This is a genomic window from Nocardiopsis coralli (genome assembly GCF_014892575.1).
Classification (GTDB): domain Bacteria; phylum Actinomycetota; class Actinomycetes; order Streptosporangiales; family Streptosporangiaceae; genus Nocardiopsis; species Nocardiopsis coralli.
On sequence record NZ_JADBGI010000017.1, the window covers coordinates 70414 to 96567 of the forward strand.

General features: G+C 70.0%; 24 protein-coding genes. 10 read left to right on the top strand and 14 right to left on the bottom strand.

Annotated features, from left to right (window positions below; genetic code table 11):
* Positions 1-51 precede the first annotated feature (51 nt).
* The 4 genes from IDM40_RS18945 to IDM40_RS28280 form a co-directional block, all read right to left on the bottom strand.
* Positions 52-2256, bottom strand: a complete 2205-nt coding sequence (locus IDM40_RS18945) for an ABC transporter ATP-binding protein (RefSeq protein ID WP_193123363.1) — start codon at positions 2254-2256, stop codon at positions 52-54.
* A gap of 15 nt (positions 2257-2271) precedes the next feature.
* Positions 2272-3192, bottom strand: a complete 921-nt coding sequence (locus tag IDM40_RS18950; RefSeq protein WP_193123364.1) for an ABC transporter permease — start codon at positions 3190-3192, stop codon at positions 2272-2274.
* A 76-nt stretch (positions 3193-3268) separates the two neighbouring features.
* Entirely contained in the window at positions 3269-4249 is a 981-nt protein-coding gene (locus IDM40_RS18955; RefSeq protein WP_193123365.1) for an ABC transporter permease, read from the bottom strand.
* A gap of 605 nt (positions 4250-4854) precedes the next feature.
* A complete protein-coding gene (locus tag IDM40_RS28280) occupies positions 4855-6516 on the bottom strand; it encodes a hypothetical protein (protein WP_235997746.1) in 1662 nt (553 codons plus the stop codon).
* A gap of 538 nt (positions 6517-7054) precedes the next feature.
* On the opposite strand from IDM40_RS28280, the gene IDM40_RS18965 reads away from it, so the two are divergent.
* Positions 7055-7480 (top strand): ATP-binding protein, encoded by a 426-nt coding sequence (locus tag IDM40_RS18965; protein WP_193123366.1) that lies wholly within the window; start codon positions 7055-7057, stop codon positions 7478-7480.
* Positions 7481-7576: 96 nt separating this feature from the next.
* Here the strand turns inward: IDM40_RS18965 and IDM40_RS18970 are convergent, their stop codons facing one another.
* The 3 genes from IDM40_RS18970 to cmtR form a co-directional block, all read right to left on the bottom strand.
* Positions 7577-7771 (bottom strand): hypothetical protein, encoded by a 195-nt coding sequence (locus IDM40_RS18970; RefSeq protein WP_193123367.1) that lies wholly within the window; start codon positions 7769-7771, stop codon positions 7577-7579.
* 205 nt (positions 7772-7976) lie between these two features.
* A complete protein-coding gene (locus tag IDM40_RS18975) occupies positions 7977-11141 on the bottom strand; it encodes an efflux RND transporter permease subunit (RefSeq protein WP_193123402.1) in 3165 nt (1054 codons plus the stop codon).
* 716 nt (positions 11142-11857) lie between these two features.
* Positions 11858-12190 carry a Cd(II)/Pb(II)-sensing metalloregulatory transcriptional regulator CmtR gene (cmtR, locus tag IDM40_RS18980; protein ID WP_193123368.1) on the bottom strand — a complete coding sequence of 111 codons (333 nt, stop codon included), beginning with the start codon at positions 12188-12190 and terminating at the stop codon, positions 11858-11860.
* Between the two features lie 85 nt (positions 12191-12275).
* Here cmtR and IDM40_RS18985 point away from each other — a divergent pair, with 85 nt between their 5' ends.
* From IDM40_RS18985 to IDM40_RS19005, 5 genes are all read left to right on the top strand, one after another.
* The gene (locus IDM40_RS18985) at positions 12276-13187 is read left to right on the top strand and encodes a cation diffusion facilitator family transporter (protein ID WP_193123369.1); all 912 of its coding nucleotides are present in this window, start codon (positions 12276-12278) and stop codon (positions 13185-13187) included.
* 84 nt (positions 13188-13271) lie between these two features.
* On the top strand, positions 13272-14657 hold the full coding sequence (locus IDM40_RS18990; RefSeq protein ID WP_407940010.1) for a TrkH family potassium uptake protein: 1386 nt from the start codon (positions 13272-13274) through the stop codon (positions 14655-14657).
* Positions 14658-14694: 37 nt separating this feature from the next.
* Positions 14695-15369, top strand: coding sequence for a potassium channel family protein (locus IDM40_RS18995; RefSeq protein ID WP_193123370.1), 675 nt, complete (start codon positions 14695-14697; stop codon positions 15367-15369).
* Between the two features lie 126 nt (positions 15370-15495).
* Positions 15496-16488 (top strand): metal ABC transporter substrate-binding protein, encoded by a 993-nt coding sequence (locus IDM40_RS19000; RefSeq protein WP_193123371.1) that lies wholly within the window; start codon positions 15496-15498, stop codon positions 16486-16488.
* Positions 16489-16955: 467 nt separating this feature from the next.
* Positions 16956-17189: a DUF397 domain-containing protein gene (locus tag IDM40_RS19005; RefSeq protein WP_017614975.1), complete on the top strand. Its 234-nt coding sequence runs from the start codon at positions 16956-16958 to the stop codon at positions 17187-17189.
* Between the two features lie 227 nt (positions 17190-17416).
* On the opposite strand, the gene IDM40_RS19010 is transcribed toward IDM40_RS19005, so the two are convergent.
* Both IDM40_RS19010 and IDM40_RS19015 read right to left on the bottom strand, forming a co-directional pair.
* Positions 17417-18280: a helix-turn-helix domain-containing protein gene (locus IDM40_RS19010; RefSeq protein ID WP_193123372.1), complete on the bottom strand. Its 864-nt coding sequence runs from the start codon at positions 18278-18280 to the stop codon at positions 17417-17419.
* Positions 18281-18568: 288 nt separating this feature from the next.
* Positions 18569-19066 carry an ATP-binding protein gene (locus IDM40_RS19015; protein WP_017614977.1) on the bottom strand — a complete coding sequence of 166 codons (498 nt, stop codon included), beginning with the start codon at positions 19064-19066 and terminating at the stop codon, positions 18569-18571.
* Positions 19067-19341: 275 nt separating this feature from the next.
* Here IDM40_RS19015 and IDM40_RS19020 point away from each other — a divergent pair, with 275 nt between their 5' ends.
* A complete protein-coding gene (locus tag IDM40_RS19020) occupies positions 19342-20100 on the top strand; it encodes an SDR family oxidoreductase (protein WP_193123373.1) in 759 nt (252 codons plus the stop codon).
* Between the two features lie 91 nt (positions 20101-20191).
* On the opposite strand, the gene IDM40_RS19025 is transcribed toward IDM40_RS19020, so the two are convergent.
* On the bottom strand, positions 20192-20503 hold the full coding sequence (locus IDM40_RS19025) for a helix-turn-helix domain-containing protein (RefSeq protein WP_193123374.1): 312 nt from the start codon (positions 20501-20503) through the stop codon (positions 20192-20194).
* A gap of 252 nt (positions 20504-20755) precedes the next feature.
* Between IDM40_RS19025 and IDM40_RS19030 the strand changes: the two genes are divergently transcribed.
* Together IDM40_RS19030 and IDM40_RS19035 are read left to right on the top strand one after the other, a co-directional pair.
* A complete protein-coding gene (locus tag IDM40_RS19030; RefSeq protein ID WP_193123375.1) occupies positions 20756-21154 on the top strand; it encodes a VOC family protein in 399 nt (132 codons plus the stop codon).
* Between the two features lie 144 nt (positions 21155-21298).
* Positions 21299-21901 (top strand): class I SAM-dependent methyltransferase, encoded by a 603-nt coding sequence (locus IDM40_RS19035; RefSeq protein ID WP_193123376.1) that lies wholly within the window; start codon positions 21299-21301, stop codon positions 21899-21901.
* Positions 21902-21932: 31 nt separating this feature from the next.
* Here IDM40_RS19035 and IDM40_RS19040 read toward each other — a convergent pair whose 3' ends face one another.
* The 4 genes from IDM40_RS19040 to IDM40_RS19055 form a co-directional block, all read right to left on the bottom strand.
* Positions 21933-22841, bottom strand: coding sequence for a serine hydrolase (locus tag IDM40_RS19040; RefSeq protein ID WP_328807067.1), 909 nt, complete (start codon positions 22839-22841; stop codon positions 21933-21935).
* A 194-nt stretch (positions 22842-23035) separates the two neighbouring features.
* Positions 23036-23653 carry an energy-coupling factor transporter transmembrane component T family protein gene (locus IDM40_RS19045; protein WP_193123378.1) on the bottom strand — a complete coding sequence of 206 codons (618 nt, stop codon included), beginning with the start codon at positions 23651-23653 and terminating at the stop codon, positions 23036-23038.
* Positions 23650-24423 carry an energy-coupling factor ABC transporter ATP-binding protein gene (locus IDM40_RS19050; RefSeq protein ID WP_193123379.1) on the bottom strand — a complete coding sequence of 258 codons (774 nt, stop codon included), beginning with the start codon at positions 24421-24423 and terminating at the stop codon, positions 23650-23652. The genes IDM40_RS19045 and IDM40_RS19050 overlap by 4 nt, the downstream gene beginning before the upstream one ends.
* A complete protein-coding gene (locus tag IDM40_RS19055) occupies positions 24423-25046 on the bottom strand; it encodes a biotin transporter BioY (protein ID WP_193123380.1) in 624 nt (207 codons plus the stop codon). The genes IDM40_RS19050 and IDM40_RS19055 overlap by 1 nt, the downstream gene beginning before the upstream one ends.
* Positions 25047-25587: 541 nt before the next feature.
* Here IDM40_RS19055 and IDM40_RS19060 point away from each other — a divergent pair.
* A complete protein-coding gene (locus tag IDM40_RS19060) occupies positions 25588-26133 on the top strand; it encodes a DinB family protein (protein WP_193123381.1) in 546 nt (181 codons plus the stop codon).
* Positions 26134-26154: the final 21 nt, after the last annotated feature.

Below are 26154 nucleotides of genomic sequence, written 5' to 3' on the forward strand. Positions count from 1 at the left end.
ACCAGCGCGCGGGACGGCGCCGGCCCTGCCAGACGGAACCTCGGCGGCCGCTCACACGGCCCCCTCCTGCCGCTCGGCGAAGTGGCAGGCAGAACCTTGATCCCCGCCATTGACGGGGAGAATCTGCGGTTCCACGTTCGTGCACTGTTCTTGATCGTGTGCGGAGAGCGTGACGAACTTCTGGCACCTCGTACGGAACCTGCAACCCGAAGGCGGGTTTGCGGGGCTGGGCAGGTCGCCGTCCAAGACAATGTGGGCGCGGCCGCGTTCCTTCTCCGGGTCGGGGACCGGGATGGCCGAGAGCAGCGCCTGGGTGTAGGGGTGCGAGGGGCTCTTGTAGAGGGAGTCGGTGTCGCCGATCTCCACGATCCGCCCCAGGTACATGACCGCGACCCGGTCGGCGATGTGCCGGACCACCGACAGGTCGTGCGCCACGAACAGGTACGCCAGCCCGAGTTGGGCCTGGAGCTCCTCGAGCAGGTTGATGACGCCGGCCTGGATCGACACGTCCAGGGCGGAGACCGGTTCGTCGAGCACGAGGAGTTTGGGTTCCAGGGCCAGGGCGCGGGCGATACCGATGCGCTGGCGCTGGCCGCCGGAGAACTCGGCGGGGAACCGGGTGACGTGCTCGGTGTTGAGCCCGACCAGGCCGACGAGCTCGTACACGCGCCGGGTGATCTCGTCCTGCGGCACCCGGTGCGTGACCAGGGGCTCGGCGATGATGTCGAAGACCGTCATGCGCGGGTCCAGGGAGCTCATCGGGTCCTGGAAGACGATCTGCATGTCCTTGCGCAGGGCGAAGCGTTCGGCCTTGGACAGCGTCGACACGTCGCGCCCCATGACCTCGACCGATCCACGCTGGGGTTTCTCCAGGCCGAGGATCTCCATGAGTGTGGAGGACTTGCCGCACCCGGACTCCCCCACCAGCGCCAGGGTCTCGCCCTCGCGGATGTCGAAGTCGAGGCCGTCGACGGCGTAGACCGTGCCGACGCGGCGCTTGAGCACGGCGCCCTTCATGAGGGGGTGGTGCTTGATGAGGTCGTGCACGCGCAGCACCTCGGCGCGGTGCTCGCGCTCGCCCCCGGTCCCTTCGGCCTCGGGGATGTCGGGCACCGGGTAGATGTCCTGGGCGGTCCAGTCGTTGGTCTCGATCTCGCCGGAGCGGATGCAGGCGACGCGGCGGTCCCCGGTGTCCTCGACCTGCGCGGGCGCCTGCCCGTTCTCCTCCGAGGTGGCGCGGATGGTCTCGGCGGAGGGCTGGGCGCCGACCGTGAGCAGTTCGGGCTCGGCCAGGTCGCACTCGGGCTGCGCGATGGGGCAGCGCGGCGCGAACGGGCAGCCGGGAGGCAGGTCGGTGAGCGAGGGCGGGTTGCCCTTGATGGGTACGAGGGCGCCCTGGCGTTCGAGGTCCATGCGGGGCACGGCGCCGAGCAGGCCCATGGTGTAGGGCATGCGGCTGCCGTAGTAGATCTCGTCGACGGTGCCGATCTCCACCGGGCGGCCCGCGTACATGACCAGGAGCCGGTCGACGAAGCCCGCCACGACGCCGAGGTCGTGGGTGATCATCACGATGGCGGCGCCGGTCTCGCTCTGTGCGGTGCGCAGCAGGTCGAGGATCTGCGCCTGGATGGTCACGTCCAGGGCGGTGGTCGGTTCGTCGCAGATGATGACGTCGGGGTCGTTGGCCATGGCCATGGCGATCATGACGCGCTGGCGCATGCCCCCGGAGAACTCGTGCGGGAAGGACCGGTACCGGTGCTCGGGGTTGGGGATGCCCACGAGGTCGAGGAGTTCCACGGCCCGCTCGCGCGCCTTGGCCTTGGGGATCTTCTTGTCGTGGGTGGTGACGGCCTCGGCGAGCTGGTCGCCGACCGTGTAGACGGGCGTCAGGCCCGACAGGGGGTCCTGGAAGACCATGGAGATGACCTTGCCGCGTTTGCGGGCCATCACCTTGTCCTCGAGGCCGAGGATCTCCTCGCCGTGCAGGCGTACCGACCCGGTGATGTTCGCGTGGTCGGGCAGCAGGCCCATGGCGGCCATGGAGGAGACCGACTTTCCGGAGCCGGACTCGCCGACGATGCCGAGCACCTCGCCGCTGCGGACGCTGTAGCTGACGCCGCGCACGGCGTTGACGTCGGGGTTGTTGCCGAACCCGCGGAAGGTCACGTTGAGGTCGGTGACCTCCAGGACGGGGGTGTCAGCGGTGGCGCCGGCCTCGGGTGCGGGCCCGTGCCCTTCGATGGTGTCGATGCTCATGGTGCTGTGTTCCCCCTAGGACCGGCGCGACTTCGAGGTCGGGTCGAGGGCGTCGCGCAGCCCGTCCCCGATCATGTTGACTGCGAGCACCAACAGCACGAGCAGCGCCGTGGGGAAGAGGAACATCCACGGGGCGGTCGTGGCGAAGTTGGCGCCGTCGGCGATGACGATGCCCAGGGTGATGTCGGGCGGCTGCACACCCAGGCCGAAGTAGCTCAGCGCGGTCTCACCGATGATCGCGGTGCTGACCATGATGGTGGCGTCCGCGATGAGCAGGGACGACATGTTCGGCAGGATGTGGCGCAGGATGATCTTGCGCGGTGGCACGCCCATGAAGCGGGCGGCGTGGATGTACTCGCGTTCCCGCAGCGAGATGGTCATGCCGCGCACCATCTTGGAGGTGACCATCCAGCTGAGCCCGGCCAGGAGCACGACGAGGATCAGCCAGCCGCTGGCGCCCATGAAGTGCTTGGACAGGATCGCCAGGATCACGAAGCTGGGCAGGACCAGCGCGAGGTCGGCCACCCACATCAGGGCGCGGTCGGTGAGTCCGCCGAAGTAGCCGGCGAAGGCGCCGACGAGCGCGGCCACGGCGGTGGAGATCATCGCGACGAGCAGGCCGATGAGCAGGGACTTCTGCAGACCGGCTGCGGACTGGGTGAAGATGTCCTGTCCGGTGCGGTTGGTGCCGAACCAGTGCTCGGGCGAAGGGCCATCGAGCGTGGCGAGGTAGTCCCGTTCGGTGATGCCCCAGGGGCTGATGACGGGGCCGAGGAAGGCGAGCAGGGCCAGGCCGGCCAGCATCGCGAACCCGATGATGACGCGGCGGGTGGCGATCAGCTGGCGCAGGACGTCCTTGAGGCGGCTGGGGGCCGGGGGCACGGCCGGTGCCTCGGTCTGGCTGCCCCGGTCGGGGCGTTCGGTGGTCGAGCTCATGCCGTGGTCTCCAACGGGGCGGCCGAGGTGGGGCTCGGGGGCTGGGTGTTGCGGGGGTGGCGGGTTCCGGTCCTCATCACACCCTCACCCTCGGGTCGAGCCAGGCGTAGAGGATGTCGGACAGGAACGAGGCCAGCATGATCGTGACCGCCATGAACCAGGAGACCGCGGCGACCACGTGCACGTCCTGTCGGGCGATGGAGTCGATGAGCCAGGCGCCCATGCCGTGCCAGGCGTAGATCTTCTCGGTGAAGGTCGCTCCGGAGACCAGCATGCCGAACGTGAACGTGAAGTAGGTGATGGTGGGGATCATCGCGGTGCGCAGGGCGTGCTTGAACAGGGCCTTGCGCCGGGTGAGCCCCTTGGCCATGGCGGTGCGCACGAAGTCGGAGCCGAGCACGTCCAGCATCATGTTGCGCTGGTAGCGGGCGAAGGCGGCGAACAGGGCGAGCGCGAGCACGAGGGTCGGCAGGATCGCGTGGTAGACGCGGTTGATGAGCAGTTCCCACCATTCGCCCTGGATACCGGCCGTGTATTCGCCCGAATATCGGAAGAACTGGAACCCGATGAAGTCGTTGAAGGCCGCGGCGCCGACCTGGATGACGATGGCGATGACGACCGTGGGGATCGACAGCACGAAGAAGGAGGCGCCGGTGGCGGCCTTGTCGAAGGCGCGGTACTGGCGGATGGCCGCGTAGGCGCCGATGGCGATGCCCATGAAGCTGCCGATGAGGGTGGCCACGACGATGAGCCGGAGTGTGACCCCGGCCTTCATGAGCATCTGGTCGGTGACGCTGCCGCCCTGGATGGTCTGGCCGAAGTCACCGGTGAGGGCCCCGCCCATCCAGGTGACGTAGCGCTCGGCCAGCGGCGTCTGGTCGTTGAGGTTGAGCCGGTCGAGCTGGGCGTTGACCAGCTCGGGATCGGGCGGCGGCTGCATCTGTTCGAAGTAGTCGCGTGGCGCGAGGTTCGTCGCGGCGAGCACGTAGGCGAAACTCGTCGCGAGGAAGATCAACACGACGTAGTTCAACAGCCGCCTGGCCAGGAACTTGCCCAAAACTATCTCCGAACCTCACAGCCGAGCCCGGCGCTTGTCTGCGTTGTGGTCGGTCACGCAACAGGGACCCCGGGGGGCGGGGCCGTGAGCTGATCCGGGGGTTCTCGTCCAGCTCCGGTGATCCCGCGACCACCGGTGGGGGTGACTCCCGGTGACTGCCGATTCACACTTCCTACCGGACCACGATCAGTGACCGGAATGTCATGATTCTGCGGGACCACTAGACACCTGGCGGTAACCAGCGCATCAAGAAAAGACAACGCCGCCAATTCAGGCGACCCTCACCTCGCATTTTGTCGAACCTTCGACGGGCATCGTTACCACGAAGGATCGTGACACGGAAGCCCCTACCACACAGGAGATGTGGCGCGCCGGGACACCCGCGGAGTCAACACCGTTGACCGTTATGCGCAGCCCCCGGCGCGACCCGGACCTCAGGTGCCATTTCCCGCAACACACAGGAAACGCTCCCTTCACAGGAGACTCTCCGACACCTTGACCACCAGCGCCAAAGGCCGCATCGACGCCGGAAATGCACCGCGTACCACTTTCACTCAGGGTAATGGCAAGGTTGAGCAACGCTCACCTCCCGGGTGAAGCCGGACTCAACACCGGGACGGGCGGCGCGCGGCCAGCGGGGTGTGCACGCGGGGCACGAGGGCTGCTGCCGAGCGCGCACGCCAAGCGCCCCACCACGTTCCGACCGTGCGTGCCACCGCCCCGGCGGCCACGGCGGCCGAACGCGCGGGGGTGGAGCGGCCGGTCAGCGCCGCCGAGGCCACCACCGCGGCCGCGGCGACCGGGTGGCGCAGGACCAGCGCGCCCGCGACGGGGGCCCAGCCCTGTTCGGCGGCGCGCACCAGCGCACGGGCGTCGTCGGACGCACACGCGCCGACCGCGCGCACGGCGGTCGCCGGGGGCAGGCGGTGCGCAGCGGCTGCAGTCGTGTACCCCGCGAGAGCGAGGCAGGCCCCGCCGGCCGGGCGCCCCGCGAGCGCCAGGGCCAGGGCGGCCATACCCACCCAGCTCACCCGGGGCCCGGCTGCGCGCTCCCCCGCGTCGGCGCCGAGCTCGAAGGAGGCCGAGAGGTAGGCGCCGACACCGCGCAGGGGTTCGACGCGCACACGGGAGCGCGGTTCGTGGCGCACCGACCATCCGGACGCGACGAGCGCCCCGGGCAGAGTGGGCGGGAGTGTCCGAGAGAGAACCCCGGCGGGCGGCAGGTGTGCGGTGTCCGCTTCGGGGGCGGGAGGAGCGGCACCCGGGGCGAGCAACGCGCTGCGCCGCACCACGAGCGCCGGAACCCGGCGGGGCGGATCGTCGCAGGTGTGCTCGACCGCATGCCCGTCGGCGCACCCACCGGACGCCCCGAGGGCCTCGGGCAGCGTCAGCCGGGTGAGCAGGGCGGCCAGCCCGGCGCGGAGCGGACCGGTGTCGCCGCGGTCCTGCTCGTCCACGAACGCGCTGGGCACGACGGCACCCACGCGCGGGTCGTCCAGGTGGGCCAGCGCCGGCGCGAGCCATCCGGGCTCGGGGCACACCCCGACCGGGACGAGCACGAGCACGTCGTCGCCCCCGGAATCGCCCTCCTCGGACGCCCAGCCATGCCCGCCGCTCTGCGGCATACCGGGGGTTCGGCCCGCCTCAGGGGCACCGGCCGAGCCGGGGACCTCGCCCGGCACACTCGGGCCGCCGGAGGCGGCAGCCTCCACTTGCATGTCTCCGGAGACACGGCCGTCGTCCGGGCCGGTGTTCCCCCGGTGCGCAGCACCAGCAGGGCGGCCCTCATGCGGGACCTCGTCCAGGCCGAAGGCCTGCCCCGGCCCTCCCCCGATACCGGACCCCTGGTGCGCAGCACCCAGGGCGCGGTCGGCCCCGGGCCCGTCGGAGCCGGAGGCCTCGACGGGCACACTCGGCGGGCCGCAGGAGGCGGCGCCCTCCGGCTGTGAGCCGGCGAGGGCACGGCCCTCGTCCGGACCGGGGGACTCCAGGTGCGCAGCACCGGCGGTACGGGGCGGTGGCGGGGCGGGGTGGGCCAGGCCCGCGGCGACCAGGTGCGCGGCCAGGGCGCGGGCCTCGGGTGCGGCGGGGGTGGCTCCGGCCATCCAGCACAGCAGCATGCTGACCTTCGGCGCGCTCAGCCGCACCACGCGGGTGGGCCGCCCGCCGAGGAGCAGGTGCCCTTCGTCGGCCAAGCGCGTGGCGGGGTCCAGGACGATGCCGTGACCGCGCGGAACAGGGGTGACAGGGGTGCGGGGGGCGGACATCCCCATACCCTGACGCTCCGGACACAAGGGACGCAAGACCTTGACCGGCAGCACATATGTGACCGGATCGTTACCGAGTCACACGCGCCCCACCAGTCACCGGCTCACGCGTTCCGGGCCGCCCCGAACCGGCTTGCGACCCCTCTTCCTCCAGCTCACACCCGGCTACCCTGGCTGAACGCGGGGTCGTCGGGTCACCGAAAAGCGACAAAGCGTATGCTCTGTAACCGCACGCGCCCTTCAGTGTCGTCGGGCACGTCCGCCGTCGTAGACGACCGACCAGCACGGGAGGCCGCCCGGCTCTCCCCACGACACCGCTTCCCCTCCCTGACCCAGGGGGCTCCGACCTGGGTGCGCGACGCCGCGCCGTGACCCGCGACCGGGCACGGACGCGACCGGGCCGCGCACGTCCACTCGGGAAGTAGAGATGTGTGAGACGCCAGCGAACAGCAGTCCGCTCCTGACCGTGCAGCCATCGCCGGAGGACCCACCGGTCCCCGACCTCTCATCCGCGCCCCTCCGACGACCGGCGAGCACCATGAACGACCACACCAGTCGAGCAGACCGGAGACGCTTCCCCGGGCTGCCCAATCAGATCTCCCACGCACGACGATTCGTGGCACGACACCTCAAGCACTCACCCGAAGCGACCACCGCGGCACTCCTGACCAGTGAACTGGCCACCAACGCGATCACCCACAGCGCATCCGGGGAACAGACCGGGAAGTTCGAGATCCGGGTCAGCACGGCCCCGGGGTGGGCCCGCGTGGAGGTCAGGGACCTGGGAAACCTGAGCCGCACGCCCGCGCCCCAGCACCGGGACCCCTACGACACGTCCGAGAACGGTCGGGGCCTGGATCTGGTCGAGGCGCTGGCGAGCAAGTGGGGGAGCGAGCCCCGCCGGGACGGCAGGGGCCGCGAAGTCTGGTTCGAGTTGGAGTGGAGCGACGACGAGCCCGCCTGAACACGACCGCGGGGATCCGGGGCCGACGGGGAGGCGGACGCACCGACGCCGTTGAAGACGCCGTTGAACCGGCGTGAGCGAGCGTGTGCGGCCCCGTCAGCTGTCGGAGGAGGCCGACCCCTCGGCGGGCTTCTCGTTGCCGTCGTCGGCGGTCTCGTCGTCGGTGGTGTCGGTGTGGGGAATGCGGTAGCGCTCGTAGAGCTGTCGGGCGTAGTCCTTGGCGTCCTGGGAGGGCTCGTCGCCGAGCTCGTCACGGACGAGGTCGTCGAGGCTCTTCTTCGTTTCACTCATGTCTCGAAAGAGTGCCTGGACTGCCCGGATAGCACAAATCGGCTCTCCGGCGGCAGGGGAGGCCGACCCCGTGGCCGCAACCGGCCATCGCGGGAGGGCACGAATGAAAACGTCCCCGTGGCGGGCCCTTCCCGGACCCGCCACGGGGACGGCGGGGTCACATCCACCCCAGTGAATGTGACCCGCGTCTCATTCCGACCGTGGGTCAGTCGGCCTTCGCGGCCTTCTCCGCGCGGCGCTGACGCTTGCGCTCGTAACGCGCGGCCCACTTGGCCTCACGCTTGGCCCGGCGCCACTCCACCAGCTGGTAGAGGACCGGGACGAGCACGAGCGTGCCCACCGTCGAGGTGAACAGACCACCGATGACCACGATCGCCACCGGACCGGAGATGAACACCCCGCCGCCGGCGATACCGGTGGCCAGTGGCACCAGCGCGACCATCGTGCCGACCGCGGTCATCACGATGGGCCGCAGACGGTGGCGGGTGCCCTCGACGATCGCCTCGCCCATCTCCATGCCCTGCCTGCGCTTCTGGTTGATGAGGTCCAGGAGCACGATGGCGTTGGTGATGACGATGCCGATGAGCATCAGCATGCCGATCAGGGCGGCCGCGCCCAGCGGCGTGTTCGTGAGCAGCAGCAGACCCAGCGAACCGGTGGCCGCGAACGGCACCGACACCAGCATGATGAGCGGCTGGATCAGGCTCTTGAACGTGGCGACCATGATCAGGTACGAGATGACGATCGCCGCCAGGATCGCGAGGCCGAGCTGCGCGAAGCCCTCGGTCTGGTCCTGGCTCACGCCGCCGATGCTGACCGAGGCGCCCGAGGGCAGGTCGAGGTCGTTCAGCGTCTCGTCCATCTCCATGCTCACCGCACCCAGGTCGGTACCGGTGGCGGCGGCCGTGACGCTGGTGCTGGTGACCCCGTCGATGCGGGTCAGCTCCGGCGGCTGCTCGACCTCCTCGACGTCGGCGACGTCGGAGAGCACGAGGTCGTCCCCGGTGGGCGCGGTCAGCTCGAAGTCCTCCAGCTGGGCGCGGGTCTCGGGGGCCTCGTCGGTGAGCACGACCATGTCGTGGCGCACCTCGTCGAGGGTGGCGTTGCCGACCTCCTGGCCGTTGAAGGCCGCGGACAGCATCTGACCGATCGTGGCCTCGTTGAGCCCGTACTCGGCGGCCTCCTCACCGTCGACGTGCACCTCCAGCGAGGACTGGGTCTCACTCAGGTCGCTGGTGACGTCCTCGGCGCCGTCGATGTCGCGCATGGCGTCCTCGACGATCCCGGTGGCCTCGGCCAGGGTCTCCTGGTCGTCGGCGGTGACCTGGACCTCGAGGTCGGAACCGCCCATGCCGCCCATGGCGTCCATGCGGGGTTCGTTCTCGGTGTCCATCTGCGCGAACTCCTCGCGGAGCACGTCGCGGTTGCGGATCTGGTCGGTCTCGGGGTCGGCGGTGATGGTGTAGTCGATCTGGTCGACACCGCCGCCGGTCCCGCCGCCCATCATCGGGTCGCCGCCGATGTTGGTCTGGAACGTGTCGATCCAGGCCATACCGGAGAGCATCTCCTCGACCTGCTCGGCCTCCTCCTGGGCGGCCGCGAGCGAGGTGCCCGGCTCCAGCTCCTGCACGGCGAAGTAGTTGTTCTCCTCCGCCTCACCGAGCCAGTCGGTCTCGGCGTTGGTGGCCATGGCGACGGTGCCGCCCATGATGATGACGCTCGCCGCCAGGGTCAGGGCGGTGGCCGAACGGCGCTTGGTGGTGATCCAGCGGATGATCGGCAGGTAGAGGCGCTGCATCGGCGTGCGCTTCTCGGCCTCGGACTGCTCGGCCTGGATCTCCTCCTGGCTGCGGTCGCCGACCTCGCGCGGGCGCAGGAACCAGTAGCACAGCACCGGCGTGATGGTCAGCGCGACCAGGAGCGAAGCGCCCAGGGCCAGTGCGCTGGTGACGGCGAACGGCATGAAGATCTCGCCGACCATGCCGCCGACGAAGGCCAGGGGCAGGAACACCGCGATGGTGGCCAGCGACGAGGAGGCCACGGCCGTGGCGACCTCGCCGACACCGTCCTTGACGGCGGCCATGCGTTCCTTGCCGTAACTCATGTGGCGTCTGATGTTCTCCAACACCACGATGGAGTCGTCGACCACGCGCCCGATGGCGATGGTGATGGCGGCCAGGGTCAGCATGTTCAGCGTGAATCCGAACCCGGCCATACCGACGAAGGCGGCCAGCACCGACGTCGGGATGGACACCGCCACCACGAGCGTGGACCTGATCGAGAGCAGGAACGCCAGGATCACGATGATCGACGCGATCAGGGCGTAACCGCCGGCCTCCAGCATGTCGGAGACCGAGTCGTTGATGAACGGGGCCTGGTCGAAGACGACCCCGACGTTGACGTCGTCGCCGAGCAGGTCGGACTGCTCGTCGAGCACGTCGTGGACACCCTCGGAGATCTCGACGGTGTTGCCGTCGGGGGTGGCCATGACCATGAGGGCGATGCTGGGCTCACCGTCGAGGCGCGCGATGGTCTGGGTGTCCTCCTCCTGGAGGGTGACCTCGGCGATCTCGCTGACCTGCACCGGCTCCGGCTGGGCGGCCGGAGGGGCGCCCGGCATCTCGGCGGACTCGTCCACGCCCTGCGAGGGCTGGACCCACACGTCCTCGATCTGGGTCAGCGAGGTGAACTCCTCGCCGGTGGTGACGCTGAGGGTGCGGTCGCCCTCGTCGACGTTGCCGCCGGCCTGCACCAGGCCGTTGGCCTCGAGGGCGTCGGTGACGTCCTGCGAGGAGAGCCCCGCGTCCTCGAGCTCGTCGTCGTCCAGGTCGATCTCCACCCGCTCCTCGGCGGTGCCGGAGAGGCTGGCCGAGCGCACACCGGGCACCGACTCGATGTCGGGGATGAGCACGTTCTCGACCGTGGAGACCAGACCGGCCTCGTCACCGTTGGAGGTGCCGATGGCCATCATCATGGCCGGCATCATGTCCATGCTCATGGACATGACCTCGGGGTCGACGTCGTCGGGGAGCATCCCGGCCATCTGGTCGACGGCCACCTGGGTCTCGCGGACGACGGCGTCCTGCTCCTGGCCGTAGTCGAACTCGGCCATGATCTGGGCGCTGCCGGTGCTCGAGGTAGAGGTGACGCTCTCCACGCCCTCCACACCCTGGACGGCCTGCTCGAGCGTCTCGGTGACCTGGCTCTCGACGACCTGCGGGGTCGCGCCCTCGTAGTTGGCGCTGACCATGACCATGGGCAGGTCCATGTCCGGGAAGAGTTCCCGCTTGGCCGAGGCGGCCGCGAAGGTCCCGAAGAAGAGCACCGCGAGGGTGATGAGCAGTACGAGCGCCCGGTTTCCGAGCGACATCGTCGCCATACGGTTCACTCCGCCACCCCTTCCGGTCGTGCCCGGCGGCACGTGCGCCCGGCACAGGGCACGCCCCCTCCGCCGGTTCCGGTGGCCAATCTGGACATGAGAGGTCCTCGCTCCTTCGTCAGGCGTGTGGCCGGCGGGGGCCGCCCCCGTCAGGGGCCCCGCCGGGATACCGGTGGCGACGCGGGCCTCACCTGCGCCCGTCCGCCGCTGAGCACACGGGCGCACCGCGCCGCGCACCGGTGGGCGTTCGTGTCGTCGTGTGGGGAGTCGGTGAGGGCCGGGCCGTCGACAACAGCCCGGACCGCGTCTTCGCTCGCGCCCGGCTCAGAGGAGGGTGTCGTCTCCGCCGGGCGCACGATTCACCCTACGTCGCGTTATATCGGAAGACCGGCGCACCCGGGCGGGTTCAGGGAACTCTCAGGGTCACGTCAGCCTTCGGTCGGGGTCATTCCCCGACCAAAGTTAGGGACATCGGGCGAAAGTCGAAGATTCCCCCTGCTGAGGTGGGCCTCCACACGCACCCCAGGGGCCTCACGGCTGTAGCGGACCTCACAGTGGCCATTTTCGGCCATCCGCAAGTAGGGCGCCTACCGGGAGAGCCGGCGGACGCGGGGAGCGTCCTGCCGCACACGGGGGGCGATCGTCAGCGCGGGGCGGGACAGGGAAGGCCGGACCGACGGCGAGCGCGGCCCGGGATCGGCGCGCCCTCAGGCCGGGTCGATCCTGCCGGCGGGACTCTGGTGGGAGCGCGAGGTGCCCCACACCACCTGGAGCAGGTCCTCCAGTGCGTGGGCGAGGGAGGCGTCGACCAGCTCGTAGCTCACCTGGCGCCCGCGCGCGTGGGTACGCACCAGGCCGCAGTCGCGCAGGCAGGCCAGGTGGTTGGAGACGTTCTGGCGGGTGAGGCCGAGCTGGTCGGCCAGGCCCGCCGGGTAGTTCGGCCCCTCCAGGAGGGCGAGGAGGAGCCGGGAGCGCGTGGGGTCCGACAGCGCACGCCCGAGCCGCTGGATCGCGTCGAGGCGCTGGGTGGAGGTCAACATGAAAATCATTGTACAAAGTTTGGTGTATAGACACTGCAGGCTGTATAAACAGTGGCGACTGAACTGTTTCTGAGGAGGTGCGCCCATGGGGGCCGGCCACGACCACGGACATGTGACCGCCGGAACCGCCAACCGCGGCCGGCTGGCGATCGTCCTGGGCATGATGCTGACCGTCGCGGTCGTGCAGGTCATCGGCGCCGCCTACAGCGGGAGCCTCGCCCTGCTCGCCGACGCCGGGCACACCGTCACCGATTCCTTCGGGATCGCCCTCGCGCTCTTCGCGGTGTGGATCGCCGGCAAAGCCGCCACCGACCGGCGCACGTTCGGGTACCAGCGCGCGGAGATCCTCGCCGCCGCCGTCAACGCGATCGTGCTGTTCGTGCTGTGCGGCTTCATCGCCTACGAGGCCGTCAACCGGCTGCAGGAGCCCGCCGACGTCTCCGGCCCCGGCATGATGCTGGTGGCCGCGTTCGGGCTGACCTTCAACATCATCGCCCTGTTCGTGCTGCGTTCGGGCGCCAAGGAGAGCCTCAACGTCAAGGGCGCCTACCTGGAGGTCATGGGTGACGCGCTGGCCTCGATCGGGGTCATCGCCGGCGGCGCGATCGTGTGGCTGACCGGCTGGAGCCAGGCCGACACGCTCGTGTCCCTGCTCATCGCGGCGATCATCGTTCCGCGTGCGTGGAACCTGCTGCGCGAGGCGGTGCACGTGCTGCTGGAGGCCACGCCCAAGGACATGGACCTGGCCGAGGTGCGCGACCACCTGCTGCGCCACCCCGCCGTCGTGGACGTGCACGACCTGCACGCCTGGACCATCACCTCCGGGGTCCCGGTCATGTCGGCGCACGTGGTGGTGCGCGAGGAGGACCTGGCCGACACCGGGCTCATGCTCGACCAGCTGCACGCGTGCCTGTCCGGCCACTTCGACGTCGAACACTCCACGCTGCAGCTCGAGCCGCCGGGCCACTTCGACCACGAGGGCGCGCGGCACCTGTGACGCCCGCTCACCCTCTGGAACAATGCGACGCGTGCCGCACCCGCAGGAGGACACCCCCATGGCCGCACGCCCCGGAAACCCGTGGTGAGGGACCGCGATCCCCGCCGTGCGCTGCAGCGCTCCCGCCGCCTGTTCGACGAGGCCCGCGGCTGGCTCCAACCGGCGCGGGTCTTCCTGCTCCTCTTCGTCACCGTCGACCTCGTGGGCACCTTCCTGCTCATGCATCCTTACGCCGTCTCCGGGGGTGAAGGGCTCGGCTTCGTGGAGGCGCTGTTCACCGCGACCACGGCGCTGTCGGTGTGCGGGCTCAGCGTGGTCTCCGTCGGCACGGACCTGAGCGCGTTCGGGCAAGGCGTCCTGCTCGTGCTCATGCAGGTCGGCGGCATGGGCATCATGACGCTGGCCGCGCTGCTCGGAACCGCCGTCGTGCACCGGTTCGGCCTGCGCATGCAGCTCAACGTGCAGGCCGAGACCCGCAGCCTGTGGGTGGGGGACGTGCGCGGCCTGGTGCGCCGGGTCCTGCTGATCTTCCTGGTGGTGCAGGGCGCCACGTTCGTGCTCATCACCCCGCGGCTGTGGCTGGCGCACGGCATGGCCCCGTCGGAAGCGCTCTACTCCGGGCTCTTCCACTCGGTCTCGGCCTTCAACAACGCCGGGCTCTCGCTCTACGACGACAGCCTCGTGCGGTTCTCCGGTGACGTGTTCGTGCTGGGCCCGATCGCCCTGGCGGTGATCCTCGGCGGGATCGGGTTCCCCGTCCTCATCGAGCTGTGGCACCGGTTCCGGCTGCCGCGTGTGTGGAGCCTGCACACCAAGATCACCCTGGCCGCCTCCGGGGTGCTGCTCGTCTTCGGCTGCCTGGGGGTCACGGCACTGGAGTGGAGCAACCCGGGCACCCTCGGCCCGCAGGACTGGTGGGGGCGGATCGTCGACGGGTTCTTCCACGGGGTCGTGCCGCGCAGCGGGGGCCTCAACGCCGTCCCCGTCGCGGAGATGGAGGACGCCACGCTCCTGATGACGATCATGCTCATGTTCGTGGGCGGCGGCAGCGCCGGTACCGCGGGCGGTATCAAGGTCGCCACGCTCGCCGTCATCTTCTTCGTGGTCGTGGCCGAGGTGCGTTCGCACGACAGCGTGCACGTGTTCGACCGCCAGCTGCCGACGTCGGTCATCCGCCAGTCGTTGAGCCTGGTGTTCCTGTCCGGGACGGTCGTGGCGTTCGCGACGCTGCTGCTGCTCACCGCGACCACCCACCGGTTCCTGCCGGTGCTGTTCGAGGTGGTCTCCGCGTTCGGCGTCGTGGGCCTGTCCACCGGCCTGACCCCCGAGCTGCCCCCGTGGGCCCAGATCATGCTGGTGGTGCTCATGGTCGCCGGGCGCATCGGCCCCATCACCTTCGTCACCGCGCTGGCCATGCGCGACCGGCGCCGGCGTTACGGGCTGGCCGAGTCCCGACCGATCATCGGCTGACGCGTGCGCGAGGGCGCACCCGACCGAGGAGGACGACGTGAACCACAGACGCAGCCGGAACAAGGACCGCGGGGTCCTGGTCGTGGGCCTGGGGCGGTTCGGCAGTTCCCTGTCACTGGAGCTGATGAACCACGGCTGGGAGGTGCTGGCCGTGGACGCCAACCCGCGCCTGGTGCAGACCTACGCCGAGGCGCTCACCCACGCGGCGGTGGTCGACTCCACCGACGAGGAGGCGCTGCGCCAGATCGGGGCACCGCAGTTCACACGCGCGGTCGTGGCGATCGGCTCCCACCTGGAGGAGAGCATCCTGACCACGTCGTTGCTGGTCGACATGGGGGTCTCGCTCATCTGGGCCAAGGCCACCAGCCGCAGGCACGGGCGCATCCTCGAGCAGATCGGCGCGCACCGGGTGGTGCTGCCCGAGCACGACATGGGCGAGCGGGTCGCGCACCTGTTGTCGGGGCGGGTGCTGGACTACGTGGAGCTGGAGGAGGGCTTCTCCCTCATCAAGTCGACCGTGCCCGGGTTCCTGCTGGACCGGCCGCTGCGCACGACCGCGGTGCGGCAGGAGTTCGGGATCACGGTCGTCTCGGTCAAACGCCCGGGTCAGCCGTTCACCTACGCCACCCAGGACACCGTGCTGCACGAGGACGACCTCATCGTCGTGGCGGGGCGCACGAACGAGGTGGAACGCTTCGCCGAGGCGCGGTGACGGGACCTTCCTTCCGCCAGGGCGGGGTTCCGGGGACGGTCTCGGGGTCGTGCCCTGCGCTCCCGTGTGACGCGTACCCAATACGGACAAATTGACAACCGTTTTCATTCTCCCGATCATTGAGGCATGCGAACTGGGACCACCGTGCGGACCGCTGCCGTCGGCGCCGCCACACTGATGACACTCACCGCCTGTGGCGGGCAGGGCAGCGAGGCCAACGGGGTCTCCCCTGAGGAAGCGGAGATGACGCTGGTCACCGGCGTGTACCCGCTGGAGTGGCTGGCCACCGAGATCGGGGGCGAGCGTGTCTCCGTCAGCCAGCTCACCGAGCCGGGCGCCGAGCCGCACGACCTGGAACTGACCGGGCGCCAGATCGGCGAGGTCAGCGAGGCCGACATCGCCTTCTACGTCGACGGGCTCCAGCCCGCCGTGGACGAGGCCGTGGACCAGGAGGCCTCCGACACCGCGCTCGACGTCGCGAGCGTGGTCGACCTGATCCCGGTCGAGGACATCGAGGGCGACGACGACGGCCATGACCACGAGCACGACCATGAGCACGAGGACGAGGGCGGCGACGGTCACGACCACGACCACGGCGACCACGACCCGCACTTCTGGCTCGACACCGAGCGCATGGAGGAGGCCGCGGCAGCTCTCGCCGAGCGCATGGGCGAGGTCGACCCCGAGGGCGCCGACGCCTACGAGGCCAACGCCGATCAGGTCTCCCAGGAGCTCGCGGCGATCGGCGAGGAGTACGACGAGGGCCTGGCCTCCTGCGAGCACCACGACGTCGTGGTCGGCCACACCGCCTTCACCTACCTCACCGAGGCCCACGGCCTGGAGCAGGTGGGCGTGAGCGGCGTCGACCCCGACACCGAGCCCTCCCCCTCACAGATCGCCGAGATCTCCGACGTGGTGGAGGAGCGCGACATCAACACGGTCTTCACCGAGCCGCTCATGCCGGCCGAGACCGCGGAAACCATCGCCGGGGAGACCGGCGCCGACGTCGAGGTGCTCGACCCGCTCGAGGGTGTCACCGAGGACTCCCCCGGCGACGACTACCCCTCGATCATGCGCGGCAACCTGGAGGCGCTGACCGGCGCGCTCGAGTGCAGCTGATCGGATGAACCTCTCGACGGGGTGGGCGGACGTGTTCCGCCCACCCCGTTCGTCGTTCCGGAGGGTCGGTGGGCCCGCGCTCTCGGACCGTTTCCTCGGTCCCCGGGGCGGGCCCCGGACCGTTTCCTCGGTCCCCGGGGCGGGCCCCGGACCGCTTCTCGAGCGCCCCTCGGGGCGCCGCTCCCCCGGCTCAGGTGTCACCGTTTCGGCCCGCTTGCCCGGTTCCTGCTCCGACAGCGCAGTCCCCTGATATACCCCTGTGACCTGCGCGTTCTCGAATTGCAGCCCCGTGCAACCCCAGCTCACAGCGCACTTCCGGGCCGCTGATTACATCGCGCTTACATCACTGGAAACCCCCGGACACGTGGCCGAGGTCACGCTATGCTTGTGAACGTGTCAGTGCTTCTGCACGTGCATTTGGCAGTGCATCAGCACGCGACTTCATCCCCTCGAGAGAAGGAGCAATCATGACCGCACACAACGGTGTCCGCGCGACCGAGCTGACCGGTGCCGCCTGGCAGAAGGCCCGACGCAGCAACTCGCAAGGCGCCTGCGTCGAGATGGCCCGGCTCGGAGACGGGTCCATCGCCGTGCGCAATTCACGCTTCCCGTCCGGGCCCGCCCTGGTGTACACGCAGGAGGAGATCGACTGCCTCATCCTGGGCGCCAAGGACGGGGACTTCGACAACCTCCTCGGCTGACCGCCGCGGGCACGTACCCTGCGGGGCCGCTCCGGCCGGCGCGCAGCCGGACGCGGCCCCGGGCGAGGTTTCCGCACGGGCGCGCAGCGCCCGAGGACGACAGGGGCCGGATCGACGGCACCGCACAGCGGCCCCACACAGCAAACCCCCGGACACGACGGAGCGGCGCCCCGGGACCGCACGGAGGATGTCGGTCCCGCGAACGCCGCACACGGAGGGTTCGGCACTCACTCGCCGGTGGCGGAGCGCCCCTTCTCCAGCTCGTCGAGGATCTCCTTGAGCATGTCCTTGGTCTGTTCGGGGGTCGCCGCGGCCACGCTCAGGCCCGTCATCGCCTTGGTGTAGGCCTCCACGGCCGGGCGGCGGTCCACGATCTCGGCGCCGGTCAGGTTCTCCAGGTAGACCAGGTCGGAGAGCTCGAACTCCGAGTACCGCAGAATCGTGAAGGAACCGGCCTCCGCGGCGTGCACACCGGCGGAGAACGGGACGATCTGGATCGTGATGTTGGGGTAGTTCTCCGCGAGGTCGATGAGCCGGCGCATCTGGCCGCTCATGATGCTCAGACCCTGCTCGGTCTGCCCGCCGACCGGACGGCGCACGGCGGCCTCGTCGAGGATCACCCACATGCGCATCTTGGTGTCTTCCTCGACGCGCTTCTGTCTCTCGAGCCTGGCCTGGATGCGCTGCTCGGTGACCTCGTCGGAGGCGTTCCCGGCGGAGATGACCTCACGGACGTAGGGCTCGGTCTGCAGCAGCCCCGGCACGAACTGGGACTCGTAGACACGGATGTGGTCGGCGGCCTCCTCGAAGCCCACGTACCGGGTGAACCACTTGTGCAGGGAATCGCCGTAGCGCTTCCACCACCCGGGCTCGTTCGACTCCTTGGCCATCTGGAGGTAGGCCTTCATGCGCGTGCGGTCGGTGACCCCGTACATCTTGAGGAGGTCCTCGATATCGCGCACTTTGAAACCGACGCGGCCCAGTTCCATACGGCTGATCTTCGACGCCGAGGCACGAATGCGCTCTCCGGCGTCCTCGCGGGAGATACCACGCGCCTCGCGATACTCACGCAGCTCGTGGCCGAGGAGCATGCGACGCACAGTGGGGCCGCTCCCCGCACGCAATCGAGCGATATCCACGTTCGCCGCCTCTCTGTCATTCCGCCGCACAAGGGTATCCGAGTTCAGGAGAGTTCGGGGGTACGGACGGGAGACTACACATACACGACAGGGCCTTTGCGGATCGAGCCCCTCCGACCGAGGACGTCCCCTCCCGGACCGCTCGGCCCACCGCGACCCCCGGACCCCTGCGGGGAGGCCGGTCCGTACCGGCCGGGGTCCGTGCCCGGGGCGCTGCACCGTGGGCGCCGGCCTCGGGGCTCACACGAATTGCGCCCAGACGAACTTTCCTCCGGGCTGTGTGGGAATCACCCCCCACTCTCGCGCGAAAGCACTCACCAAGGCAAGCCCCCGTCCCCCTTCCAGGGTGAGGTCGGTCTGCCTTCTGCGGGGCAAGGTATCGGATCCGTCGCGAACCGCGCAGATGAATTCACCTCCGCTGCGCATGAGGGAGAGCTGAATATCCCGGTCGCGGCGCCGACCGGAGGAGGAGGGTACCCCGTGCCGGACGGCATTGGTCACCAATTCCGAAACGACGACCATGACACCCCCGGACAAGTACTGCATCTCCCATTCGTGCAGAAGGGCCTCGGAAATCTCACGTGCGACGCCCACCGTGTGGGGCCGCGGATCGAAGGTCCATGTGACGGCGTCGTGTGTGTCGCCGCAGACAGGCGTGTTCCAGCGCCGGGAACCGTGCGTGAGGACCCTGAGCCACCACCCTCGGGCGGGTTCGGTGATCGCCTCCGCGCACTCCATGCCTTCCACCCCTCTCCGGGCGCGTGCCCGTGCACGGGTCGTATGCACGTGCATCTGACTCTTGCAGGCAATCGTAGGCCACGGCCCGCGAAAGATCAGGGAAACCGGAAACCCGGTGCACGTGCACGGACAATTCCCTGGTCGCGGTGGCCGGAAAAGTTCTCCGCGCGCCGCTGGGACCTCCCTCAAGGGGACCCCGGACACTTACCGACCGGCAGGCATGGGGATAGGATTCCTCCGCGCCCACCGCGTGAAAGATGGAGGTACACGCACCTATGTCCGCAACACCTCGAGTGGCGATCGTGACCGGAGCGGCCCGCGGGATCGGAGCCGCCACCGCCGAGCGCCTCGCACGTGAGGGTCGTTCCGTCGCCGTGCTGGACCTGAAGGAGTCCGACGCCCAGGAGGTCGTCGACCGCATCACAGCCGAGGGCGGCACCGCCCTGGCCGTGGGCTGCGACGTCTCCGACCCCGACCAGGTCGACTCGGCCGTCAAGACCGTCGCCGACCGCCTCGGCCCGCCCGCGATCCTGGTCAACAACGCCGGGGTCCTGCGCGACAACCTCCTCTTCAAGATGTCGGTGGAGGACTGGGACACCGTCATGAACGTGCACCTGCGGGGTGCGTTCCTGATGAGCAAGGCGGCCCAGGCCCACATGACCGAGCACGGGTGGGGACGCATCGTCAACCTGTCCAGCTCCTCGGCGCAGGGCAACCGGGGCCAGGCCAACTACTCCACCGCCAAGGCCGGCCTGCAGGGCTTCACCAAGACGCTCTCCATCGAGCTGGGCAAGTTCGGCGTCACCTGCAACGCCGTCGCCCCCGGTTTCGTCGAGACTGCGATGACGCGTGCGACCGCCGAGCGCATCGGGATCGAGTTCGACGAGATGAAGGCGTTCAAGGAGGCGGAGATCCCCGTGCGGCGCGCGGGGCAGCCCGACGACATCGCCAACACGATCGCCTTCCTCACGGGTGAGGACGCCGGCTACGTGTCCGGGCAGGTCATCTACGTTTCGGGCGGCCCTCTGGACTAGGGTCGTCCGACCTGGTCACAGACCGAAGGGTGCCCCCGCCGGAGCGTTCCGGCGGGGGCACCGCTGTGCGTGCCGGCGCCGGATGGCACTCTCAGGCCGCGTGTGGTTCGAACCGGACGGCGTCTTCCTCATCCCCGGGGGTCAACCTGACATCGGCGTCCAGTGCCGCCGCGAGCCGCCTCAACAGGGCGACGGTGGGAGGGGTCCCGCCTTCTTCGATGCACTCGACGTCGTCGGGCGCCATGGCGAGCTCTGCTGCCAGGTCCTCGACGGAGAGCCCGAGCGCTGTCCTACGGTCGTACAGAGCCTTACCGAACGCGAGGGCCTCCCGTATGGCAATGCGCTCCGGGTCTTCTTCAGTGACGACATCCCGACGGATCCAACGTGTGTGGTAACCAGCCATCACGTCCGCCTCTCGTAGCGCCCCACGACCGGACCGGCATGCTCAGCGGCGCAAACCTTCTGCGCGCGGACCGCCCGATCAATCTGCCGCTTGTCATGCTGTTTCGTCTTCCGGAAAACAGTGAGCAGCACGATCGTGCCATCCGGCCTGCACCAGTACGTTATCGGGCCGTGGTCCCGGGAGGGCGAGAGTTCAGGTGGATTCACGGCGCCCGGGGACAAGGTCGGCTGTCCGCGACGACAGGAGCCGTCCATGGCGCTTCGCTGGTACACCACCGTGATCGAGGCACGCGACCACCGGGCGCTCGGTGCCTGGTGGGCCCGGGCGATCGGTTGGGACATCCGCTTCGACACCGAGGAGGAGGTCGTCCTGGTGCCGCCGTGGGCCGGGGAACTCGGCCCGACGCTGCCCTTCCACCAGGTGCCGCCGGGGCTGGTGTTCGTGCCGGTCGAGCACGACAAGGCGACCAAGAACCGGCTGCACCTGGACTTCGCCCCGCACGTGGACGACGACCGGGACGCCGAGATCGAGCGCCTGCTCGCCATGGGTGCCACCCGCGTGGAGGTGGGCCAGACCGGCGAGCACCCCTGGGACGTGCTCGCCGACCCCGAGGGCAACGAGTTCTGTGTGCCGGCCTCCCGCGAGGAATGACCGCCTCAGGCGCGCGCAGCTCTCCGGGGCCGGGCAGCGGTCGTCCGTTCCGGTGGTCCCGGATGGCCGGTTGTGGCCAGGGGCACGGTCGTCGCCACAGATGGAGGGCCATGCACCCGTGCGGGCGCGGCTAAGGTCCGTGTCATGAGCAGAGCGACGCGCTGGTTCAGCGAGACCAAGGACGGACACTCCCAGTGGTACATCGACCGCTTCCGCAGAATGGCGGCCGAAGGCGCCGACCTCGCCGGGGAAGCGCGATTCGTGGACACGATGCTGCCCCGTGCGGCCCGGGTGCTCGACGCCGGGTGCGGGAGCGGGCGGATCTCCGGTGAACTGCACCGCCGCGGCCACCAGGTCGTCGGCGTGGACGTCGACCCGGTCCTGATCGAGGCCTCGGCCCAGGACCACCCCGGGCCGACCTACGCCGTCGCCGACCTGGCCGAACTCGACCTGCCCGGGCACGGGATCGAGGGGCCGTTCGACGCCGCGGTCCTGGCCGGCAACGTCATGTGCTTCGTGGCGCCCGGGTCCGAGACCGACGTGCTGTCCTCCGTCGCGCGCCACATCAAGGCCGACGGGTTCGTCGTCGCGGGTTTCGGCCTGGACCGGACGCTCACCCTCGCCGAGTTCGACGAACACGCGGCCGCCGCCGGGCTGGAGGTGGAGCACCGGTTCGCGACCTGGGACCTCAAGCCCTGGTCGGAGGGGGCCGGCTTCGCCGTGACGGTGCTGCGCCACCGGGCGTGAGAGCCCGCACGAACGTGCGTCCGTGCCCGGTTCAGCGGTCGGGGGACCGCTCGTCGGGCACGGTTCCCTGTTCCATGGCGCCTGTGACCAGGAGGACGGCCTCCTCGATCATCGTGATCCCGGTGCCCTGGTCGGGTTGGCCGTCGGAGAGCACCGCCACCAGGTAGGCGCGGTCGGGGCCGACGACGTACCCGACGGAGTTGACCGTCCACAGGCCGCCGTTGTTGTCGCGGGGTGTCCACCCGTTCTTGAGCCCGACCGTGTCGTCGGGGCCGGCCGCGGCGGACACGCCCCAGACCTGTTCGGGCACGACCGATTCCATGAGAGCGCGGATCTGCTCGCGGCCCTCCGCGCTCAGCGGCCCCTCGTCGAGGTGGAGGGCGCGCAGGAGGCGGAGCTGGTCGGCGGCGGTCGTCATCGTGGAGCCCCACACGCCGCTCGGGTTGGGTTCGGTGCTCTGCAGGCCGAACGCCTCGATGCCTTCCTCGAACCCGTCGGTGAACCCGATGTGCTGGTAGAGGTCGTCGGTGACCTCGTTGCCGCTGTGCCGGATCATCTGCTCGGCCTGGGCGAGCTCCGCGTCGGTGAGGTCGCGGTCCTCCTCCTCGGCGATCCGCACCAGCATCGCCAGGACCGACAGCTTCGCCACGCTCGCGGTCGGGAACTGGGTGTGGGCGCCGTGGCTGAAGGCGGCACCGGTGTGCAGGTCCTGCACCGCGAGGCCGAAGTCGTGCTCCACGGCCAGGGCGTCGAGTTCGGCGGTGAGCTCCGCGCGCGTCTCGGCGTCGAGCGAACCCGGTTGCGCCCCGGGGTCGGGGACCGGGTCGAAGGGTTCCAGGTCGGCGGAGACACGCGTGATCATCATCTGGACCATGCGCGGGTCGGGCTGGGCCGGGGCCCCGGACGCGGGCAGGGCGACCAGGATGAGGAGGGCTGCCACGGCGGACACGGCGGCGTTGGTCCAGGCTCGGGGTGCGGCGGGGGGACGCCGGAGCACGGTATCACCGGCTTCATGGACGGGGAGGCGGGTCGAGTGCCGTCATTATTCACCCGAAAGAGCCGGAAAACACCCGCTCGATGCCGAATCGGTACCGCTTGTCCCCATGCGGCCGAGAGTGCGTACCCCAGCGGGGGTCAGGCCTCTCGTTCACCCTCGTCCATGCCGCGTGCCACCAATGCCTCGCCCGTCGCCTCCGCCATCCGCAACAACTGCACGATCACGGGGACCACGAGCAGGTGGGGGCGCCCGGACATCCCGCGGGCCAGGTACCCCTCGCGGGCGGCCCGCCAGGCCTGGCCGACCATCGGGATCGACCGCACGGTCAGGGCCAGGACCAGGCCGACCCGGTCGGGGTCCACACCCACGTGCCGCAGGGGCCGGGCCAGGCGCTGGAACAGGTCGAGCATCGCGCTCACCCGCGTGGTGAGCGTGACCGCGTTGGCCAACAGCACCAGCGCACCGAGCTGGGCACACAGGCGCACGGCCTCGGTCCACTCCCCCATCAGGGTCTGGAACACGGCGATGCCCAGCAGGAACGGCCACAGGACCCGCACCACCCGGAAGGCGTGGCGCAGGGACAGGCCGGCCACGGGGTAGACCGCCACGGCCGCGGCGAGGGCGGCCACCGAGATCCACAGGTGCGCGGCGGCGACCAGCGCGACACCGGTGACCAGGAGGGCGAGGAGTTTGGGCCCGGCCGGAACCCGGTGGAGGGGTCCCGTGCCGGGCACGTACAGGCCGACCGCGCTCACCGGCGGCCGCCGGGTTCCGGTGCGGGGTCGGGCGTGCTGCCCGGTTCGGCGGCGGGGCCGGCGACCGGGTCGGGGTCGTGCGGGGTGGCCGGGGTCGCGTCCATGAGGCGGGTGTAGAAGGCGACCGAATCCTCGGGGGACCCGTCGTGCACCACACGGCCGCCGTCGACGACCAGCACCCGGTCGAACCCGGCAAGCAGGTCGAGGTCGTGGGTGAACAGGACGACCTGCTGCTCCAGGGTGTCCAGGACCCGGTGCACCATGCGGGTGTTGCGCCGGTCGAGCAGGGTGGTGGGCTCGTCGCAGACCAGGACCTCGGGCTCGGTGGCCAGGACCGAGGCGAGCGCGAGCATCTGCCGTTGGCCGCCGGAGAGCAGGTGCGCGGGGTGATCGCGGTGGGCGGCGAGACCGTAGCGTTCCAGGATGCCGTCGACCCTGCGCGCGGTCTCCTCCCGGCCCAGTTTCAGCGGGCGCAGGCCGACCTCGACGTCCTCGGCGACCGTGGGCATGATGATCTGGTTGGCGGCGTCGGAGAAGACGAACCCCACCCGGCGGCGGATGTGGCGGGCATGGCGATGGGTGTTCCACTCCCCCAGCCACACGCGCCCCGCGTCGGGCAGGACCAGGCCGTTGAGCGTGCGGGCGAGCGTGGACTTGCCCGAGCCGTTGGCGCCGATCACCCCGATCCGGTGTTCGCGCAGCTCGAGGTCGACGCCGTGCAGGACCGGGTTCCCGTCGTAGGCGTGGCTCACCCCCTCCAGACGCAGCATCAGGCGCGGTCCTCCTCGGCGGAGATGACCGGACGCCCGGCGGGCGGGATCGGGTAGGCGCGGTGCACGGTCGCGGCGATCAGGGCCGCGATCACGGCCTTGGCCAGGTCGCCGGGCAGGTAGACCGCGACCGCCATGAGGGAGGCCAGGGCGCCGTCGCCGAGCACGACCGCCATCCACGGCACACCGACGGCGTAGATGACGACCATGCCGCCGAGCACGTTGATCGCGGCGCCCTTCCAGAACCGGTACCGCCCGTTGCGGAGCATGAGTTCGGTGAGCGCGCCGATGACCAGGGCGCCCAGGAGCCAGCCGAGGACCATGCCGCCGGACGGGCCGACCAGGACCGCGAGGCCGCCGCGGCCGCCGGCGAACAGGGGCAGGCCGGCGAAACCGAGCGCGAGCAGGACGGCGACGGCGAGTGTGCCGCGCTTCCACCCGATGAGGGCGCCCGCGAGCATGACGCCGAGGGTCTGGAGGGTGATCGGGACCGGGGAGAACGGGATCGGGATCGCCACGAACATGCTGAGGGCGGCGATGAGCGCGGCGAACACGGCGATGAGGGCGAGGTCGCGGGCGGTCAGGCCCCGGTACCGGACGTCGGTGGTCCGCTGCACGGGCATGGGTCTTCCCCTCGGGGTGGGTGGTGGGAGGTCACAAACAGGCCCCATTGTCCGATACGCGCGGGGCACGTGTGGAGGGCGGGGGTCACAGACTCCGTGCCCGCGCCGTTGTGGGGACCCTCCTGATACCCGGGTCACACCGCTACCCATGGAGGTGGTCGTGTGCCGTACCGCCAGACTGTCTTCAGCGCACACAGCGCCGAAGTGTGCGGAAGGGAGCAACAGATCCATGCCTGCTGAACCCGTGGAACCCGACCCCATGGCATCCGAACTTGCGGAGGCGCTTGCCGCCCGAGGCCTGGTGCTGGTGTCTGCCGAGTACCTCGAGGAGCTCGAAGACGCCGCCGACAGCGCCATCATCGAGGCTCGTGCGGATGAGGAGACTGTGCCTTTCCGCCCCGAGGACCGCGATGGTAGCGCAGTCGGCCCTAGCGCTTCCGGCCACGCGGCTGTGGCCGAGGCTGGGCAAGCCCGCGGAAATGTCGGAGGCCGGTCGTAGCGTTCTGTGTGACAGGCCACAACGACACAGGGACGAACGATCATGAGCGAGACGACCACCAGCACCACGAGCACCCTCGACGCCGAGCGCGAGGCCGCCCTGGAGGTGCTCGCAGAACAGCGGGGGTTCCTGCTCCACACGCTGAAGGGCCTGAACGAGGAACAGGCCACCACGCCCACCACCGTCAGCGAACTGACCCTGGCGGGCCTGGTCAAGCACGTGACCTCGGTCGAGCGGGAATGGATGGAGTTCATCGAGAACGGCGAGGACCTCGACGTGGACGTGGAGTCGCCGGAGTTCGCGAAGCAGATGGAGGAGCACGCCCGCACGTTCCGCCTGGTCGACGACGAGACGCTGGAGAGCGTGCTCGCCGACTACGACCGGGCCGCGAGCGAGACCGAGGAGTACGTGCGTTCCCTCCCCGACCTGGAGCGCAGCCACCAGCTCGCACCGGCGCCGTGGCTGGAGGGCGAGGTCTTCTGGAGCGCGCGCAAGGTCCTGCTGCACCTGGTGCGGGAGACCGCGCAGCACTGCGGGCACGCCGACATCATCCGCGAGGCCTTGGACGGCCAGAAGACGATGGGGTGAGACACGGCAGCCCCGGGGCGA